At 38.6% G+C, this 18,568-nt stretch carries 13 protein-coding genes; 3 read left to right on the top strand and 10 right to left on the bottom strand.

Annotation, left to right across the window (positions count from 1 at the left end):
• Positions 1-12: 12 nt before the first annotated feature.
• Positions 13-3,741: an AAA family ATPase gene (locus tag C0T34_RS07505; protein ID WP_109849956.1), complete on the bottom strand. Its 3,729-nt coding sequence runs from the start codon at positions 3,739-3,741 to the stop codon at positions 13-15.
• Positions 3,741-4,970: an exonuclease subunit SbcD gene (gene sbcD, locus C0T34_RS07500; protein ID WP_098941134.1), complete on the bottom strand. Its 1,230-nt coding sequence runs from the start codon at positions 4,968-4,970 to the stop codon at positions 3,741-3,743. The genes C0T34_RS07505 and sbcD overlap by 1 nt, the downstream gene beginning before the upstream one ends.
• A gap of 221 nt (positions 4,971-5,191) precedes the next feature.
• On the opposite strand from sbcD, the gene phoB reads away from it, so the two are divergent.
• The 3 genes from phoB to brnQ all read left to right on the top strand — a co-directional run bounded on the left by phoB (position 5,192) and on the right by brnQ (position 9,027).
• Complete coding sequence (gene phoB / locus C0T34_RS07495; protein ID WP_098941133.1) at positions 5,192-5,881, top strand: phosphate regulon transcriptional regulator PhoB; 690 nt, start codon at positions 5,192-5,194, stop codon at positions 5,879-5,881.
• 23 nt (positions 5,882-5,904) lie between these two features.
• On the top strand, positions 5,905-7,206 hold the full coding sequence (gene phoR, locus C0T34_RS07490) for a phosphate regulon sensor histidine kinase PhoR (protein ID WP_098941132.1): 1,302 nt from the start codon (positions 5,905-5,907) through the stop codon (positions 7,204-7,206).
• Between the two features lie 477 nt (positions 7,207-7,683).
• Positions 7,684-9,027 (top strand): branched-chain amino acid transport system II carrier protein, encoded by a 1,344-nt coding sequence (gene brnQ / locus C0T34_RS07485; protein ID WP_109849955.1) that lies wholly within the window; start codon positions 7,684-7,686, stop codon positions 9,025-9,027.
• 69 nt (positions 9,028-9,096) lie between these two features.
• Here the strand turns inward: brnQ and ydhT are convergent, their stop codons facing one another.
• From ydhT to C0T34_RS07445, 8 genes are all read right to left on the bottom strand, one after another.
• Entirely contained in the window at positions 9,097-10,068 is a 972-nt protein-coding gene (gene ydhT, locus C0T34_RS07480) for a protein YdhT (protein ID WP_109849954.1), read from the bottom strand.
• 25 nt (positions 10,069-10,093) lie between these two features.
• Positions 10,094-10,891, bottom strand: coding sequence for a thiosulfate reductase cytochrome B subunit (gene phsC, locus C0T34_RS07475; protein WP_088493716.1), 798 nt, complete (start codon positions 10,889-10,891; stop codon positions 10,094-10,096).
• Positions 10,888-11,559: a 4Fe-4S dicluster domain-containing protein gene (locus C0T34_RS07470; protein WP_098941129.1), complete on the bottom strand. Its 672-nt coding sequence runs from the start codon at positions 11,557-11,559 to the stop codon at positions 10,888-10,890. The genes phsC and C0T34_RS07470 overlap by 4 nt, the downstream gene beginning before the upstream one ends.
• Before the next feature lie 66 nt (positions 11,560-11,625).
• Entirely contained in the window at positions 11,626-12,339 is a 714-nt protein-coding gene (locus C0T34_RS07465; RefSeq protein WP_231040178.1) for a YdhW family putative oxidoreductase system protein, read from the bottom strand.
• Between the two features lie 22 nt (positions 12,340-12,361).
• Entirely contained in the window at positions 12,362-14,464 is a 2,103-nt protein-coding gene (locus C0T34_RS07460) for an aldehyde ferredoxin oxidoreductase (protein ID WP_109849953.1), read from the bottom strand.
• A 52-nt stretch (positions 14,465-14,516) separates the two neighbouring features.
• Positions 14,517-15,146: a ferredoxin-like protein gene (locus C0T34_RS07455; RefSeq protein WP_006535141.1), complete on the bottom strand. Its 630-nt coding sequence runs from the start codon at positions 15,144-15,146 to the stop codon at positions 14,517-14,519.
• A 611-nt stretch (positions 15,147-15,757) separates the two neighbouring features.
• Complete coding sequence (gene ggt, locus C0T34_RS07450; RefSeq protein ID WP_109849952.1) at positions 15,758-17,518, bottom strand: gamma-glutamyltransferase; 1,761 nt, start codon at positions 17,516-17,518, stop codon at positions 15,758-15,760.
• 297 nt (positions 17,519-17,815) lie between these two features.
• Positions 17,816-18,418: a peroxiredoxin C gene (locus C0T34_RS07445; protein ID WP_072069413.1), complete on the bottom strand. Its 603-nt coding sequence runs from the start codon at positions 18,416-18,418 to the stop codon at positions 17,816-17,818.
• Between the last annotated feature and the right edge of the window lie 150 nt (positions 18,419-18,568).

The raw sequence follows: 18,568 nt of genomic DNA, 5'->3' as shown, positions 1-18,568 counted from the left end.
AAAATATTCGACCTAGTTTTTAACTACTTGATTTAGATTATGTTTATTTTCATATCTAAATTCAGGAGCAAGTTGGCTAATACCTAAGCCCCCAGCTTTCTTCACTTTAATTTGCACAGGAATACGTTCTTTCATGGCTTCTACGTGACTAATTACGCCAATAATTTTGCCGGATGCATTAAGGCTGTCGAGTGCATCTAATGCGATATCTAAGGTATCAGGATCTAATGTGCCAAAGCCTTCATCTAAAAATAGTGATTCAATTTGAGTCTTGTTACTGACCAAATCTGAAAGCGCTAAAGCGAGTGATAAACTGACTAAGAAACTTTCGCCACCAGAAAGCGTACGAGTATCCCGCAGTGCATCTGCTTGCCATGTATCTGCAATCTGTAATTCAAGGCTTGCTGGTGTTTTACGCTGTAAGAAATAACGCCCATGAAGCTTTTCTAAACGACGGTTAGCTAAATAAATCAGATGATCAAGCGTTAATCCTTGGGCGAAACGGCTGAATTTATCTCCTGATGCAGATCCCACTAATTCATTTAAATAACTCCAATCATCAAACTGAGATTGTTGTTTGGCAATATGAGTCAGTAGATCCTGTTGCTCTTTACGCTTTTCCTCGTCAGTACGCAGTTGTTCTTGAATACGAAATTTCGTTTCTTGTAATTGAGTAAATTGTGTTTCTAACACCAATAACTGAGCGGTAATTTGTTCGAGATCCTGTTGTGTTGCCAATATTGGCTGTTGTGATAAGTGCTGTTGATATACATTTTCTTGTGTATCTAAACGAGTTTTTTCTTGCAGAAGTTTATCAAGTCGTTGTTTTTGTTGTTCTTGTAAACGATTTCTTTCTTCAACCGATAGTAATGAGGCTAAAAACGCGTTTTCATCATCAAATGGACTGTTTTTTAATCTATTTTGATACTGTTCAAGGGTGGCTTGTGAGTGAACATGAAGCCGTTGTAGTGATTTTTCGTTTTCCTGATATTGGCCAATAAGCTGATTTAAACGGATTTCGAGTCGGTTTTTTTCTTCACTATATTGCTCAATTTGTTTTTGTAACAACTGACTTTGTTTATCCAACTCATTGCGAGCATCTTCGGTGGTTTGTGTGCCGAATAAAGCTTGGCGTTGTGTTTTTAGCTTTTCTTGTTGTTGATGTAGTTGTTGTAAATGGGCTAAAACAGCATCAAGTTCTTTTTGAACTTCAGCTAGATAGCGTTTTCTCTCTTCCTGCGTTAATAGCAATTCGCGGATTGTTTGTTGTAATTCGTGATGTGTTTTTAATGTCGATTGATATTGTTGGCTTTCTTCTTTACGCGCAATAAGCCATTGAATTTTATCTTCAGATGCCTGCAACTCATAACCTTGTTGTTTGACAAGAGATTGAATATCTTGCGCTAATTGGGTTTGTTGTTGAAGATATTGCGCTGTTTGTTGTTGTTTATTAAAAGCTTCTTTTTGTTGCTGAGTTAATTGATTTTGTTGATGAAGAATAGCTTGCTGTTGTTGATAAAAGTGTTCTTTGATATCAGATAACAGCTTGTATTCTTGCTGAATTTTGGCTTCTAATGCTTGGTAATTTACTCGTTTTTGCGTCAGTAAATTATCTTCTTTTTCAAGTGCTGCATCTAATTGAGTTAAAGCAGTTTCTTCGCAGTCAACACCCGGTAATGCGTGAGTTTGAGCTAAGGCTCGCCATTGCTGTTTTAATGACGCAATATCTTGTGTTAGTTGCTCAAGGTCGCTACTTAATTTTTCATTTTGAGCTTGATAGTTAGCACATTGTGTTTTTTGTTCTACTAACTCTATGGTTAATGCATGAACTTGTTGCATTAAAATATCTAATCGTGTTTTTGTTTCGTCTGGTTTTATTTCTTTATATTTTTCAACATAAGGATGTTCAGTTGAACCGCAAACAGGGCATGGATTGTCTTTAACTAAACGTTGTCTCTCTTCTTCGTATTCCGCTAATTTCCGAATTAAAAGATAATTGTCATTTAAATCTTTAAGGTGTTGCTCTTTCTCTTTTAAAACGAAGCCATTTCTGCTGATATTTTCAGTCAGTACAGCTATTTTTTGCTGGTTTTCTGAATGGTTTTTTTGGTACAGACGTTCAGTTTTGAGAGCACGCTGTAATTGAGCCTGTAATCCCATTATTTTTGCGAGCGCATTTCTTTGCTGAGAAATTTGTTGCAAGCGATGAGGAATATCTGCAATTGCATCTACTTTATTTTGTTGCTCAAGTTGCGTTTGTAATTCACTTAATTGTTGTTGCTGTAAATTAAGAGCGTGTTGTTGTGCTTCTAGTGTGCGTGTTGTTTTTTCGAGAGCAAGTTTAAGTAACAGCTCTTTTTCTTGTTCTGCTTTTTCACTTTTCTGACTAATTAGATATTTCTCTGCAATTTCATCATATTGTTCAAAATAGCGTTGCCACAAAGGTAAATTCTCAGCAAGTTGAGCATAAGCTGTATGCTGATTTAAATATTCACTTAATTCATTGAATTGTTTTTGTGATCCAGCTAATTGGATTTCTGTTAATTGTATTTTTTCCAGATATTCCGACTGTGTTTTTTCCAGTGTATTTTTTTGCTGTGTTTTTGCTGAAATATCTTGTTGTAGCAAGACTAACTGGTTATCTAATGGCGTCACTTCTTCACGAATAAGTTGTAATATTTGCTGTTTTTTCTCATCGTGTTGTTTAAATGTGTCACGAGCTTCCACTAGGCGCTGATTAATAGGTTGGCTTTGTTGTTCAATCAGCTGTTTTTCTGCTTTCAAGGTTGAGAGTTGTGACTCAATATAGGTTTGTTCTTTTAATAGACGATTTTTTTCATCATAAATCGGGCGGATCTTTTCAGCAGGTTCGCTATTTTCAAGACGTTGAATATCGGGCTTGGCAGCAACTAATGCTTCTTGTGCTAAGTTAACTCCGTTTTGTGCTAATAGTCTGTTTTTATTGATTTCAATGTCTTTTTCTTGCCACTGCTTTGCTACTTGATATTCCTGTTGTTCTTTTTGTAATAGTCTCTCTTTGGCAAAAAGATCTGTTTGCTCAGTTAATAAAGCTTGGCGAGCATTTTCATCTAATAACGCCATCATTTCGGCTTGTTGCTTTAGTGTTTTTAAGGCTTGTTCTTCTTCACGCCAATGCTTAAAGATCGATTGGGAAATATAGCGATAAATATCTGTGCCAGTCAGTTCTTCGAGTAATTCAGCGCGAGATTTATCATCTGCATTTAAAAAGGCCGCAAATTGTCCCTGAGAAAGCAACATAGACTTAGTGAAACGATCAAAATCAAGTCCCGTAATACTAATGATCATCTCTTTTACTTGGCTTATTTTGCTGGCTAAGATTTTGTCTTCGCCGCCCGTTGTATTTATTTTAACGAGTTCAGCCTGTGGTGCTTGAAGATTGCCATCTTCTTTATAATTGGCTCGGCGTTGTTCCCAAAATGCACGATAAGCCACACCTTTGACTTCAAATTCAACTTCGGTCAAGCATTCTGCGGTATGACGCGTCATTAATTCATTTTGTGATTGTGTGACTTTGTCTAATCGTGGAGTTCGATGATAAAGCGCTAAGCTAATCGCATCTAATAGTGTGGTTTTTCCTGCCCCAGTAGGGCCTGTGATAGCAAATAATCCGTTGCTAACAAAAGGCTCTTGGTCAAAGTTGATTTTCCACTCGCCTTTTAAAGAGTTAATATTTTTAAATCGCAGACTTAAGATTTTCATTATGCTTCGTTGTCCTCTTGTTCTGCCATTTCAACAGCTTGTTTAAACAATGTTGTTAACCGTGTTTTCGTTTCTTCTGAATCAAATTCATGCTGTTCTAAGCGTCTTTCAAAAACATCATAAACAGTTAATTCGGTCAGTGTTTCGTTCTCATTTTGCGTGAATGCTTGGCGCTGTTTTCTGGCTCTTCTTAATAAGATCACATCAAAAAGTGGATCGTTAGTTAGTTCTTGAACTCGGGTTTGTATATCACTGAGATAATCTTGTGTTGAAACTTCGATATCCAACCAAATAGTGGTATCTGTTTCACCGTATTGTTTTTTTAAATCATCAAGTTGTATGGCTATCTCTTTTAATGAGCCACTGATGGTGCGTAGCAACTGAAATTCAGGAATAGGTAATAGTGTGAGGTTAGTTAATTTGTCTTGCTCAAAATCGATAAGGTAGACGCTTTTTTGTTGTCCGCTTTCATCAAAACTTAAAGGAATAGGAGAGCCACTATAACGAATATGGCCCGATTTATTTACCACTTGAGGGCGATGAATATGGCCAAGAGCAATATAGTCAAATTCAGGAAATAGTGTTGCAGAGAAAGCCTCTAAAGTACCGATATAAATTTCACGTACAGAGTCCGTTACACTTGCACCAATGGTTGTAAGGTGACCTGTTGCAATAATTGGAATATTGACGTTTAGTTGCTTACGTAAATCGAGAGCCTCTTGATATTGAGCTTGATAATAATCAGCAATCGCTTCTTTTAGGGTATTTTGTTTTTCAGCACCTGATTGCCCACTTTTACTACTTATCATATCTCTAGGACGTAGATAAGGGATCGCACAAAGTAATGCTCCCGGAGTATTATCTTTTTTAGGAAGAATAAGCGGAGCTTGTGGGGTTTCAGCATGAACATTGGCAATAACCGTTGTATTTAAACATGCTAATAATGATTTAGATTCATTTAATGTCGCTACAGAATCGTGATTACCACCTAGAATGACGAGCTGGCATTGTGTATCTCGGATAGCAACAACAAAGCGGTTATAAAGCTCTCGGGCATAACTTGGGGGGGAGCCAGTATCAAAAATATCTCCTGCAACAATCAATGCATCAACTTGATAATGTTTAATTTGTGCTAACAACCAATCAAGAAACTGTTGATGTTCTTGAGCCCGAGTTTTAGTAAAAAAATATTGCCCTAAATGCCAGTCTGATGTGTGAATAATCCGCATTGCTATTCCTCTTTTTTATCTGATGAAGAGTATAGCGCACCTTACTTTTTTAGTGAAAACCCAACAATAAGCCTTCTTTTTGAGTGATATTTCACCGAAAAATGATTTATTTACCTTAACAACTGGGATCTATTTCAGTAATGTTAAGGTTAGTCATAAATCTGTCATAAAACGGCATCATAATCATTTTGACCCTCTATATACATTACACAGGATAGAGTATGGCAAGGCGTATTCTTGTTGTTGAAGATGAAACCGCAATTCGAGAGATGATCTGTTTTGTTTTGGAACAAAATGGTTTTCAGCCTATTGAAGCAGAAGACTATGATTCTGCATTGAGCTTTCTTATTGATCCTTACCCTGATCTGGTTTTATTAGATTGGATGATCCCTGGTGGATCAGGCTTGCAGGTAATAAAACAGATGAAGCGGGAAAGTAACACCCGTGATATTCCAATTATTATGCTAACGGCAAAAGGGGAAGAAGAAGATAAAGTTCAAGGGTTAGAAACGGGTGCTGATGATTACGTCATTAAGCCTTTCTCACCTAAAGAGCTTGTGGCTCGCGTGAAAGCAATTTTACGACGATTATCACCAATGTCTTCGGAGGATATTATTGAATTCAATGGATTAGGACTTGATCCTGTTTCTCATCGAGTAACGAGTCAAGATAAACCGATTGATATGGGACCTACCGAATTTAAACTCCTGCACTTTTTTATGACACATCCTGAACGCGTGTATAGCAGAGAACAACTGCTAAACTATGTTTGGGGAACGAATGTTTATGTCGAAGACCGTACTGTTGATGTGCATATTCGTCGTTTACGTAAAGCCATCGAAGAAGATGGCCATGACAGAATGATACAAACAGTACGTGGAACGGGATATCGTTTCTCTGCCCGTTTCTAAGTCAATATGGGAGTAATCGTCAGGTGTTAGAACGACTATCGTGGAAAGCCCTCGTTTGGGGGCTATGTCTATTTTGCTTACCTGCTTTTATATTATCACTTTTTATCGGGCATCTTCCTTGGTTGCTGGTGACATCGCTACTCAGTGCACTTGTGTGGCATGCCTATAACTTGCTGAAATTATCTAAATGGTTATGGTTAGATCGCTCAGTACTGCCTCCGGAAGGAAGAGGGGGATGGGAGCCTATTTTTTATGGTATTCGACAGACCCAACAACGTAATCGTAAACGACGCAGAGAATTAGGCGACTTAATTAAACGTTTTAGAAGTGGTGCTGAAAGCTTGCCCGATGCTGTTGTGATGATGACAAATGAAGGGAATATTTTTTGGTGTAATAGCCTAGCTCAACACTTACTCGGCTTTCGCTGGCCCGAAGATAACGGACAAAATATTTTTAACTTATTACGTTATCCTGATTTCTTACACTATTTTACTGCAGGTGATTTTAGTCGCTCTTTAACTATTTCACTTAATAATGGCTCTATCGTTGAGTTTCGAGTGATGCCATACAGCGAAGATCAGCGCTTGATGGTGGCACGTGATGTGACAGAAAAAAATAAACTAGAAAACTCACGACGTGACTTTTTTGCTAACGTTAGCCATGAGCTAAGAACACCACTCACTGTTATTCAAGGTTATCTTGAAATGATGGAAGAAAATAGTGTCGCGAAACCCGCAGAGCATAAGGCGATAGTGACGATGCAAGAGCAAGCTAAGCGCATGGATACGCTTGTTCAACAACTCTTACAACTTTCTCGTATCGAATCTGCGCCTCATATCGATTTAAACAAAATTGTTGATATTCCCGCTATTTTGGCTTTATTACAACAAGAAGCGGACTCATTGAGCCAAGGTCAACACCATATTATTTTTGATGTTGATAAGCAGTGGGCTGTCCGAGGTAATGAAGAGCAATTACGTAGTGCCGTTTCTAACTTAGTGTATAACGCCATTAATCACACTGAAGAAGGTACAACAATTAAAGTCAGTTGGAAGAAAGTTCCTCAAGGTATGTTATTTAGTGTCTCAGATAATGGTTCGGGGATCAGCGCAGAACACTTAACTCGTTTAACAGAGCGCTTTTATCGTGTTGATAAAGCCCGCTCTCGTCATTCTGGCGGTACTGGGTTAGGTTTGGCTATTGTGAAAAAATCACTGCTTCATCATCACTCTCAATTAAATATTGAAAGTAAAGTAGGTGTCGGGAGTACGTTCTCTTTTATCCTTCCTCAAACATTGCTTACCGCTAAAAAAACACACGAGTAGTCTGTCTTTTTTTAAAGCCTTTATTACTTGTCTTTAATCTGTGATAAAGGTTTTTTTGCCCCTTTCTTGATCTTTTTAATATCAATAAAAACTAATATCGTAGCGTTAAATTTTAATATTATTAATTAATGGTAACTTTAAATGATGTCAACACTCAATATTATTGGTGATAAAATGCACAAATCATATCATGTATATTCGATGATATATGACAGTTATAACTAGTGCCGAAAAATAGTTTAGATGATTATTCTGGTTTTAGGATTGGCTATTGCCTTTTTTCATTATAAAAGTTTTACTTGTGAGCAGTTATCGGCAATTTTTTCTATTTAGTACCTAATTGCTCTGCATGAAATGATTATATTTGGATATTCTCCTGAATAATGACGGTCTGAGCTTAAATAGATATTGTTGATTTTATGTTGCGCCATCTTGGCGTAATTTAACCATTATTGTAACTACATATTAACAAAACTTATGGCACATAGATTAACTTCCAGAGATATTCTGGCATTAGGGTTTATGACATTCGCCCTATTTGTTGGCGCTGGCAACATTATTTTTCCTCCAATGGTGGGGTTACAATCAGGCGAATTTGTTTGGACTGCCGCGATTGGCTTTTTGATCACTGGTGTGGGTTTACCTGTTTTAACGGTTGTTGCACTGGCAAAAGTCGGTGGTGGTATTGAGGCATTAAGCACACCTATTGGTAAATCAATGGGATTGTTATTAGCCATTGTTGCCTATCTTGCTGTTGGACCGCTTTTTGCAACCCCTCGTACGGCAACGGTTTCTTTTAAAGTGGGTATTGCTCCTTTAGTGGGTGATACAGAAATGTCATTGCTGATTTACAGCATTGTCTATTTCTTAATTGTTATTGGTATTTCGCTTTATCCAGGGAAATTGCTAGACAGTGTTGGTCATATTCTTGCACCAATTAAAATTCTGGCATTAGCGATATTAGGTATGGCTGCGGTATTTTGGCCTGCTGGTGGCGCTATTCCTGCGACTGAAGCTTATCGTGATATGGCGTTGACTCAGGGGTTTATTAACGGTTACCTCACCATGGATACATTGGGCGCTATGGTTTTTGGTATTGTTATTGTTAATGCAGCCCGCTCTCGCGGGATTGATAATTCATCACTGTTAACACGTTATACCATGTGGGCAGGAATTATTGCGGGTGTATTATTAACTGCGATTTATTTGAGTTTATTTAAATTAGGCTCTGGCAGTGGCAGTATCATTCCGGGTGCTCAAGATGGTGCAGATATTTTACATGCCTACGTTCAGTACACTTTTGGTAATTTTGGTAGCTTCTTTTTAGCTGTACTGATTTTCTTAGCCTGTATGGTGACTGCTGTTGGTTTAACCTGTGCCTGCGCAGAGTTTTTTAGCCGTTATTTGCCTATCTCTTATCGTGTATTAGTGTTGATTTTAGCAATATTTTCAGCCGTTGTTTCAAACTTAGGATTGAGCAAACTGATCGCGTTTTCTATTCCTGTACTGATAATGATTTATCCACCTTGTATTGTGATTATTTTAATGAGTTTCACATTACGTCTGTGGAATAACCCAAGCCGTATTATCGCGCCAGCAATGGCTGTTAGCTTATTTTTCGGTATTTTTGATGCAATAAAAGCGTCTGATTATCTGAAACATTTATTACCAGAATGGGCGACAAAACTGCCACTAAGTGAGCAAGGTTTAGCGTGGTTGATCCCAGTATTAGTGACGATTGTTGTGTGTGCTATTTACGATAGAGTCGCAGGCTCACAGAGTAAAAAAGTGATCCATACTGAAGCCATCAATAAGCAATAAAGTACATTGATTGCAAAAATAAAAAGGGAAACGAAAGTTTCCCTTTTTTAATAATATATATTTGAGGTATTAATTAACAGAAGTCGAGTTCTGTTTTATATGTGCAACAGGATGCTGATTTTCATCTAAATAGTAATGAACTCCGGCGATGATACCATCCTCACCTTCATAGAAGATTTTAAAGCGGGTACGATTGCCATCATGATAAGCAATAACTGCACTACCGCCTTTTCCTAAGCAGAACTGATGGAGATCACCTGTTGAGATACAAATACTGTCGTCGCCAGATACCGTGACTTTACAGTTATCACCTGTATTAATTGCCACAGAGTTATTTCCAGTAACATTGATTTGCGTTAAATCACCAGTATTAGTGACTTTGGCACGATCTTGAGAGGCTGTAATGAAATTACGCATACCGCTGTTTGCGATATGAACACCATTACCTGACGCATAAATTTTGACATCATTGCCACTATTACAAATGCGAGAGCGCCCACCTAAGCTACCGATGCGACACTGATTACCCGTATTACACACTTTTCCTGCAAAACCCGTATTCATTAATTGGTTGCTATAACCCGTATTAGAAATGCTATTTTCATCACCAGAAAAAGCCACGATGTTATTATTGCCACATAAAGCGAGGTCAGTGCTTAATTGCTGACTTTTTAAGATCAATTGATGCCATTCGGTAGAAAATTGAATATTTTCAGAGGTTGGCAAAGTGTTGTGGTAGGGCAGACGTTGTAATGTCACACCTTGCTGTTGTTCATTGCCGAGCAGGAACAAGATGTTTTCCATGACTTCTTGTTCCTGTTTGGCAAAGGATGCATCACTAAAATGACGTAAATAAATATATTGAATAAAGCTTTCTATCCACTGTGTACGGCGCTGTTTTATTAACTCACTATGAATAGCACTGTAAGTGCCTCCATCAGGAAAATAACGTAAAAACCAACGATAAAGCGAAGTTGAAACATGCAGTTGTCGTAAGTCTTCTTTTGTTAAACTAATATTTTCCTTTGAAGGGACTGACATATAAGCTCCTTAATCCATGTATTAATTAGTGTCTATGGTAACCGTCAACCATACTGCGAAATGTTTGGAATGGCGTTTTTCCTGTTGTACACAGATAAAGGTGACCAATGATAAAAAAGACACTACATACAGCTAATATTTGGTGCGCGATTAATAACCAAGCTTTAAACATTACAGCATCAGCAGGAATGAATGCTGGATTTTGAAGTAAAACACCAGTTATCAAAAGCAGTGGAACTAACGCATACATCACACCTAAATAAGCCATTTGTTGCAGTGGATTAAACTTAACATTGGGTGTTGCTGGGAAAGGATGACCTTCTCCTTTGATAATACCGTAGAGATAAAAGCGAGTTTGCATAAAGGCGCGTTGAAACCAGTTTTTGCCATCAATGCGGTAAAACTTGCCATTACCACCAACAAGATTAATAAGAACAAAGGACAACCAGCAAACCAAGAGTAGATAACCACAGATTTCATGCACACTGACTAATAACGCTGTATCGTGGGCTGAAAGTAGGGCGAAATGGTTGATGCCACCACTTAGAAGTAACAGAATAAATAAAGAGGCATTACTCCAGTGCCACAAACGAACAGCTTTAGAGTAAAGATAGAGTTTCTCTTCTTTATGCGATTCACCATGTGGTGTGGCAAAGCGATAACGTAAAAAACCATGCAGTGCGAGCACAAGTAGCATGCCAATAAATAATACGCCTGCAACAATTAGCCAAAGAGGTAAATAGTCGGGAGTATAGATTAAAACATACTCTTTTAGTGCGGCTTGGAACTGAGCACTGTCTGGCATTGTATTGACGATACTCATACTTTACCCTCCTCTTGAACATGAGGCCCTACACGACGATAAAGATGCGGTTTTCCTACACCATCAAGTTGATAAATATAGTAATCGTGTGTTTTGAGCCATTCTTGAATTTGAGGGCTGTCTTCTCTACCAAATAACAAGGCACTTTGCGGACAAGCACTCACACAAATCGGTGGGAAACCTTTTTGTAATCGAGACTCAAGACAAAAGTCACATTTATCAGCAACATGTGTCACAGGGTTAAGATAACGGACTTGGTATGGACATGCCGATATACAATAGCTACAACCAATACATTTCTCTTTATTAACACGAACGATGCCATTGGTTTCATCACGCCAAGAAGCACCTGTAGGGCAAACCGGAATACAAGGGGCATCTTCACATTGTTGGCAAGAGTGTCTAAAGAAATGATATTTATCGTTGTCTTCTTTGAGGCTTAATGGAATATGGGCAATATCCATTCGTGCCATACCATTGGGTACTTTATTTAATCGACGACATGCAGTGGCGCAGATATTACAGCCATTACAGAGCGTCTCATCGTGGATCATGGCATAGCGGATAGGTTTTTTTTCTGCAGTTGCCGCAAGCGCACTTCCTAGTGGCGCACTGAAAAAAATAACCGATCCCATACCTGCTACAAATTTACGGCGAGAAACACGCATTATTTTTGCTCCTCAGTCTGATGATGTTGTAATACCCACATCGAATTTCGTTGATAAGGCAGAACATTAAGGATTTGCATGTTGTTCTACCTCGATCCATTCAGTTAAGCCTCGTGCTTTGCCGTAACTCATTAACGTATTGCTAAAGAGATAAGGGGCATCGTTGGATGCTAAAATTTGCTGAATATCCTGAAAATCTGGGTGAGTTTTCATCAGTGTCAGTGCATCTTCAATCTCTGAAGCCGTGTATTTAAAGGGTTCAGACATCAACATGCTTTGTTTCAATGGTCGAGGATAGGTTTCGCATTCAAAACGAACCACACCTGCAATTGCTGTACAAATATCCGCATGGCGGTTTAATAATTGCAGTTGTGCGAAGTTATCTGACATAAATTCATCAGAGTAATAATAATCCTCGCCATTGAGACTTAAATGGGCGATATCAATAAACTCGTCGCTCTTTAACGCGGTTTCTAACTGCGCAATGTCCTCTTCAGTCAGAGAATAGGGCGCATCATACAGCGTTGAAATTGCTAATAGTTCACCTTCTTTTGAACATTGACGTATCGCATTCGCTAGATGTTGTTCGGCAGATAATTCTGCTACTTCCGCAACGGGTTCTTCTGCAATATCTGTTGAGGTGTTAGCACTACGTCCAACACCTGTTTCTGATAATGGCAGTAACCAACGGCGACGAGAGATATCAGGTTGCTCTAAAGCAATATCTGCATCATCAGCGATATCTTGTGGTATAGAAGCTGATGCATTTTGTTCTATCATCATGATCTCCTTCTTTTACCTATTAACTTGGTAATAAACCACGAGACGCTAAATCGTCTGCAACATCTTGTAATCCAAGGCGAACTAAAGTTTCTTTTGTTGGGCAACCTAACTGCGGATCCCAGCCCATTTCTTGATAGAACATGGTGAGAGAAAGCTGCATATCGACTCTGTCCATTTTGTCTGTACCTTCAGTAAAGACTGGAATATCAGGATCTTTATCGAATACCCATGAACAGATTTGGTCATGCTCATTACGCATATCCATAGTGTTCATTAATTTAACGGTATAAGCGCGGTGTAAAGTGAAGATACGCTCTGAGGCTAAATCCAGATCTTTAGAAGTGGTTGGTTCACCCGTGATAGCGGTAAAGAACTTGGCTTCCATTTCTAAGTCACCACGATAATTACGGCTCTTATGAGGAGAAACCGTCATCGGCCATACCCAGTTACATAAGGTGACCGCATCGTGTAAGCAACTACGTAAAATTGTCCACTTGGTATAAGCAATTTTGGCTTTATTGATTGGTGTATAGTTTTTGGTTTCATCAAAAGCGTCACCAGAGCCAAATAGCTCACCCGCAATCTCTTTTTGTAGTTTTAGAGGTAAACCACTGCCGATATAATTGATATGTGTATGTGTCATCGCATCGCGGTTAAACATACAGTTAACGATAGAACCCACTTGAGCTGATGCTTCATTTGCGTGGTGAATTGGGAAGCCCATTGGTGACCAGAGTTTATTTTTCTTATCAGCCCAATACTCTTCACCTAAATTCCAGCGTTGTGCAATGAGATAAGAGCCATCTGCAAGGTGGCTAAATTCACCTTTACGATGCGCTAAACGATAGTAAAAATCTTTAATAAATTCAGGATTGCCTTCTTCCAGTTTATCCCAAGGAATATCGTTATATTCTTCTTCAGAAAGTACACGCTTAAATACACCGTGGGTATAGCAATAAGTGAAGTCACGATGAAGCTGACCGTAGTTACACCAAAGTCCCATATCATCAAAAATATTAAGACCGACTAAGTTACCTACAACGTTACCATCCCCTTTTTTCTCAACATCTTTAGGGCCATTAGGGAAAATGGTTGTGTGAACGAAGTTAGCGACACAAGTGTTACCACCCGTTTGTGGTACTCCAAATTTTTTCGCTTGCGGCACATTGAGTTGAGCCATACAACGAATAGGGCAGGAGTGACAACCTCCCATCTTTACGGTGTATTCTTCAGCTTCTGGTCCTAAGTCAAAGGTTGATTTCATGGTTCTGAAACCAACAGTATTGATATCACCAGGAGGAATTTCGCCTGTTTCAATTGGGCCACCTTCAGCCGCTCCCCAATATAGTCCTTTGCGTGCAGTCCAACGAGAGCCTGGGTGTGAATATTCAGCCCATGATTGTGGCGTACTTGGTACAACGTGGTTGTTATTAGAGCCAATCAGTTGTGTCATCATGTAGTCGTTAAGTTCTTTTAACGCTTTACGGTCGGCAACGTTAACCCCACGGCTACCTTCGACGACAATGGCTTTTAATTTTTTAGAACCTAAGACGGCACCAACACCAGCACCACCACTGTGGTTACGGCTATTAATAATGCCAGATAAAGGTACAAGGTTTTCACCCGCAGGACCAATGGTCGCGACACAAGCTTCTGGGCTTGTTTGAGCACATAATTCTTCTGTGGTTTGACGAACACCTTTACCCCATAAGAAAGAGGCATCTTCAATAGAAACTTGGTCATCATCAATATGGATCCAAACGGGCTTATCTGATTTACCTTCAATAATCAGAGAGTCATAGCCTGCAAATTTCATCCATGCGGCAAAAAATCCACCCATATGAGCATCAACGACAAGATTGCCACGAGTAAAAGTGGAAAGAGAGGTGATATTGACGCGAGAGCTACAAGGTGCTCCAGATCCAGTTAGAGGCCCTACAGCGAAAACAACTTTATTTTCTTCATCAAAAGGTTTAACGCCGGGAGCAACCTCTTCGTACATAATTTTGTAACCAAAGCCCATTCCTCCAATTAAGGATTTATATTTGTTTGAGCTTTCACGAGTGATGGCACCGGTAGTTAAATTGATTCTTAGAATGTTTCCAGTCCAGCCGTTAATCATAATATTGCTTCCTAATCTAAATGTGGTTCAGTGATGTGATTGTCTGGATTTATTAAACAGTAATTTCTTTCCATTCAATGATTTGCAGAGCACCTGTTGGGCACGCTGATGCACATTCACCACATAAATTACATTTGCCGGATTTTTTAGTTTGCGGGTTGACGGTTGCCATCATCCACGGACAGGCTGTTGTACAGGCGGCACAACCAATACAACGACGTGTATCAACGACAATACAGCCGAACTCTTCTTGATAACGGATAGCTTTTACTGGGCAAACCTTCATACATTCGGGATCTTTACATTGGCGGCATGTATCCGTTGTAAAGTTTAAATCGCCATAAAGTCCACCACCGGAGCCAATACCTTTATCACCAAAATAAAAATGACGATGGATTTTTGTGCGCGAGAAGAATGAACCTACGCTTCCATCATTCCATGTTGTACATGCTGTTTCGCAGCGGTGGCATCCTGTGCAACGCGCTCTATTTGTAACTAAGACGCCTTTAGGTGTTGTGGTTAATTGAATTATTCCGCTATCTATTTCTTCTTGCTTACAACCTAAAAGAGAAAGCAATGCGGGTGCTATTGTGATCCCTGCAAGCCCTTTACCGGATATTCGCAGAAACTCTAGTCTTGATAGCCCAATATCTAATATTGGACGGTGATGTGTATCAGACATTAATATTTATCTCCGCTTAACTAATTTATATAAGAATTAAGTTGTGATGATAAATTCTTTATTTATCCGCTTGCCTTACCGTTATATAAAAAATACAATAACGATATAGTTAAGGGATATATTATAAGATTTAACTATTTTTATGATAAAAACACACTGTGACGAAATGTTAAATATTTGTATTTACAATGTGTTATCTCCATTTTTTACGTATTTTTATTATCCTCTTTGATAGTGTGGTTATTAAAAAATTTATTCTGTGATTGCTATCATAGAAATAAAAATAGAGAGTGTTATTAATTTTATTTAATTAAATGATTATTGTTTTTATCTGTAATTAAGAAAGAGAATAAATACCATTTATATATATTCTTTCATTGAAATTAAATTAAAAGTGATTTGCTCTTATATTCTATAAAATATTATTACTTTAATAATAATTTGATATTCAATATTAAATACATACATAATCAAAAATAGATATTGATTATTATTAATAGAATAAAATATGAATAAATTGTAAAACCATGACTAGATCATTTTTATAAAAAAAGAAACCTTATCTAATCAAGAGAAGGTTTCTTTTGTTGTTTTATTCGATGGCTTTATTGTTAGTAACCCACTGCTTTACCAGCTGGGCGACGAACATCATTTGATCCATAAAGATAACCTTCACGTACTGTACCAGAAACAGCGGAATCATTACCTGATGATGCTGGGATCACACCTTCTTCTCCTGGGAGTCCGACCATAATAAGTTCAGCCGCTCCCCATGGAGTTTGTTCTACCATTTTATATCCCATGGCAGAGAGTTTCTCTAAAGTGTCTTTTGATAATCCTCGTTGCTCATAATAAACCTCATCCGGTAACCATTGATGGTGAATGCGAGGGCTATTAACCGCTTCTTGTGGGGGCATTCCAAACTCAATGATATTCAGTGCCGTTTGTAAGGTGATCGAGATAATACGTGAACCTCCTGGCGATCCTAAAATAAGGAAAGGTTTGCCTTCTTTAGTCACAATCGTTGGGCTCATTGATGATAGTGGGCGTTTTAATGGCGCAATACTATTGCGTTCACCTTGCACTAAACCATAGAGATTTTTTTCACCAACTTTGGTTGTAAAATCATCCATCTCGTTGTTGAGGAAAAATCCAGTTCCCGGTGCGATGACTACGGCACCAAAGCGACCATTAATGGTGTAAGTGGTCGAAACTGCATTGCCGTCTTTATCCATTACTGAGTAGTGTGTTGTTTCAGGGCTTTCATGAGGAGCGATACCGGGTTGTACATTTTCTGATGGCGTGGCTTTATTCGGTTTGATTTGTTGGCGTATTTCTGTGGCATAAGCTTTATTTAATAACTTTTCTGTAGGATTTTTAATAAATTGGGGATCTCCAAGAAAAGTATTTCTGTCCATATAAGCATGACGCATTGCTTCTGTTAAAGTATGAACATATTCAGCTGAATTAAAGCCCATCGATTTGAGATCATAACCTTCCAAAATATTTAGCGTTTGGCAGATAGTAACTCCGCCTGAACTTGGTGGCGGTGCAGAAATAAATTCATAGCCTCGGTAAGTACAGGTGATAGGTTTGGTTTCTGTGATAGTAAAATTAGCAAAATCTTCTTGAGTTAACAGGCCATTATGTTGTTTCGAAGCTTCTTCAACTTTTTTAGGGATATCTCCTTGGTAAAATGCATCAGAACCTTGGTTTGCGATGAGTTCTAATGTATTAGCTAAATCAGTTTGAATTAGGCGATCACCGGGTTGCCACGGTGTTCCATCTGGTTTTAAGAAAATTTTTGCAGACTCAGGATCTTGTTTAAAACGCTCTGTTGTCGTTTCTAACACATCAGTATCAGCGCGGGTTAAAATATATCCTTCTCTTGCAAGCTTAATTGCAGGCGCCATGACATCTTGGCGTGAAAGCGTACCGTATTTCTCTAATGCTGAATTCAATCCTTTTACTGTTCCGGGTACTCCTGAAGCAAGATAACCATATAGGCTGGCATCTTTAATCAAATTTCCATCTTTATCTAAATACATATTTTTAGAAGCAGAAGAGGGAGCCGTTTCCCTAAAATTGATAAAAGTATTTGTACCATCAGCAAGGTGTATTGTCATAAAACCACCGCCACCAATATTACCACAACAAGCATTTACGACAGCTTGTGCATAACCGACAGCAACGGCAGCATCAATTGCGTTCCCCCCTTTTTGTAAAATGTCATTCCCGACTTGTGATGCGAGGTGTTGAGAGGAGACAACCATGCCATGTTGTGCTTCAACAGCAGGTTCATAGGCTGCATAAAGTGAATGTGAAAAAAGGGTAGTGAGTAATAACAGGTGCGTTTTTTTTATAGTAATCATTATTATCTCCATTAATAACAGGGAGTTATTTTGAATAGATACAAATATAGAGTTTTACGCTGTTATTAATATGAATTAACAATTGCGTAACAATAAGTATAGAGAGAGGTTATTGGTGATGAGAATTTTTTTTGATGTGATGATCACAAAATTATCTTTAAGCAGATAAACAATAAGCTTATGTATAACTAATAACAGTAATAAATAGAGTGGATAAGAAATGAAAAGATAAGTGTGGAATAAACAAAAAAAGCCTGTTTTCACAGGCTTTTAAAAATGTGTTAGCTTACTGAACTATTACAGTTTGCCAGAGTTTGCTTTCAGGTATTTAGCAACGCCGTCTGGAGATGCGCCCATACCTTCTTGACCTTTTTCCCACTGTGCAGGGCAAACTTCGCCGTGCTCTTCGTGGAATTGCAGTGCATCGACCATACGGATCATTTCGTCGATGTTACGGCCTAATGGTAGATCGTTAACCACTTGATGGCGAACAACACCTTCTTTGTCGATCAGGAATGAACCACGCAGTGCAACGCCTGCTTCTGGATGTTCGATGCCGTAAGCTTTGATGATGTCGTGTTTGATATCAGCAACCATTGGGTATTTAACTTCACCAATACCACCGTCATCAATAGGAGTTTTACGCCATGCGTTATGAACGAATTCTGAGTCCATAGAAACGCCGATGATTTCAACACCACGTTTTTTGAATTCTTCAAAACGGTGATCGAATGCAATCAGCTCTGAAGGGCAAACGAAAGTGAAATCCATTGGCCAGAAGAAAATAACGGCAGGTTTGCCTTTGATAAATGAATGCAGGTTGAAATCATTAACAATCTCACCATTACCTAAAACGGCAGCAGCTGTGAAATCAGGGGCTTTGCGAGTAACCAGAACCATAATGTACTCCTGTAAATTGAAAGAGTTTATACTCGTCATATTTCAAGTTGTAGCGTTGTTGACTGCGCTCATTCGCACTAGTCACATACTTTTGTATGCTCCCAGCGACTCATTCACTTGTCGCCTAGCTACACCTCGAACTATTTAGAG

It is taken from the genome of Proteus sp. CA142267, assembly GCF_003336825.1.
Lineage (GTDB): Bacteria > Pseudomonadota > Gammaproteobacteria > Enterobacterales > Enterobacteriaceae > Proteus > Proteus terrae.
This window is presented reverse-complemented; position numbering and strand designations above follow the sequence as displayed.

What these genes read in the sequence shown, in the direction of transcription:
- C0T34_RS07505 (WP_109849956.1), bottom strand. Translation starts at nt 3,741, where the DNA reads ATGAAAATCTTAAGTCTGCGATTTAAAAATATTAACTCTTTAAAAGGC.
- sbcD (WP_098941134.1), bottom strand. Translation starts at nt 4,970, where the DNA reads ATGCGGATTATTCACACATCAGACTGGCATTTAGGGCAATATTTTTTT.
- phoB (WP_098941133.1), top strand. Translation starts at nt 5,192, where the DNA reads ATGGCAAGGCGTATTCTTGTTGTTGAAGATGAAACCGCAATTCGAGAG.
- brnQ (WP_109849955.1), top strand. Translation starts at nt 7,684, where the DNA reads ATGGCACATAGATTAACTTCCAGAGATATTCTGGCATTAGGGTTTATG.
- ydhT (WP_109849954.1), bottom strand. Translation starts at nt 10,068, where the DNA reads ATGTCAGTCCCTTCAAAGGAAAATATTAGTTTAACAAAAGAAGACTTA.
- phsC (WP_088493716.1), bottom strand. Translation starts at nt 10,891, where the DNA reads ATGAGTATCGTCAATACAATGCCAGACAGTGCTCAGTTCCAAGCCGCA.
- C0T34_RS07470 (WP_098941129.1), bottom strand. Translation starts at nt 11,559, where the DNA reads ATGCGTGTTTCTCGCCGTAAATTTGTAGCAGGTATGGGATCGGTTATT.
- C0T34_RS07465 (WP_231040178.1), bottom strand. Translation starts at nt 12,339, where the DNA reads ATGATAGAACAAAATGCATCAGCTTCTATACCACAAGATATCGCTGAT.
- C0T34_RS07460 (WP_109849953.1), bottom strand. Translation starts at nt 14,464, where the DNA reads ATGATTAACGGCTGGACTGGAAACATTCTAAGAATCAATTTAACTACC.
- C0T34_RS07455 (WP_006535141.1), bottom strand. Translation starts at nt 15,146, where the DNA reads ATGTCTGATACACATCACCGTCCAATATTAGATATTGGGCTATCAAGA.
- ggt (WP_109849952.1), bottom strand. Translation starts at nt 17,518, where the DNA reads ATGATTACTATAAAAAAAACGCACCTGTTATTACTCACTACCCTTTTT.
- C0T34_RS07445 (WP_072069413.1), bottom strand. Translation starts at nt 18,418, where the DNA reads ATGGTTCTGGTTACTCGCAAAGCCCCTGATTTCACAGCTGCTGCCGTT.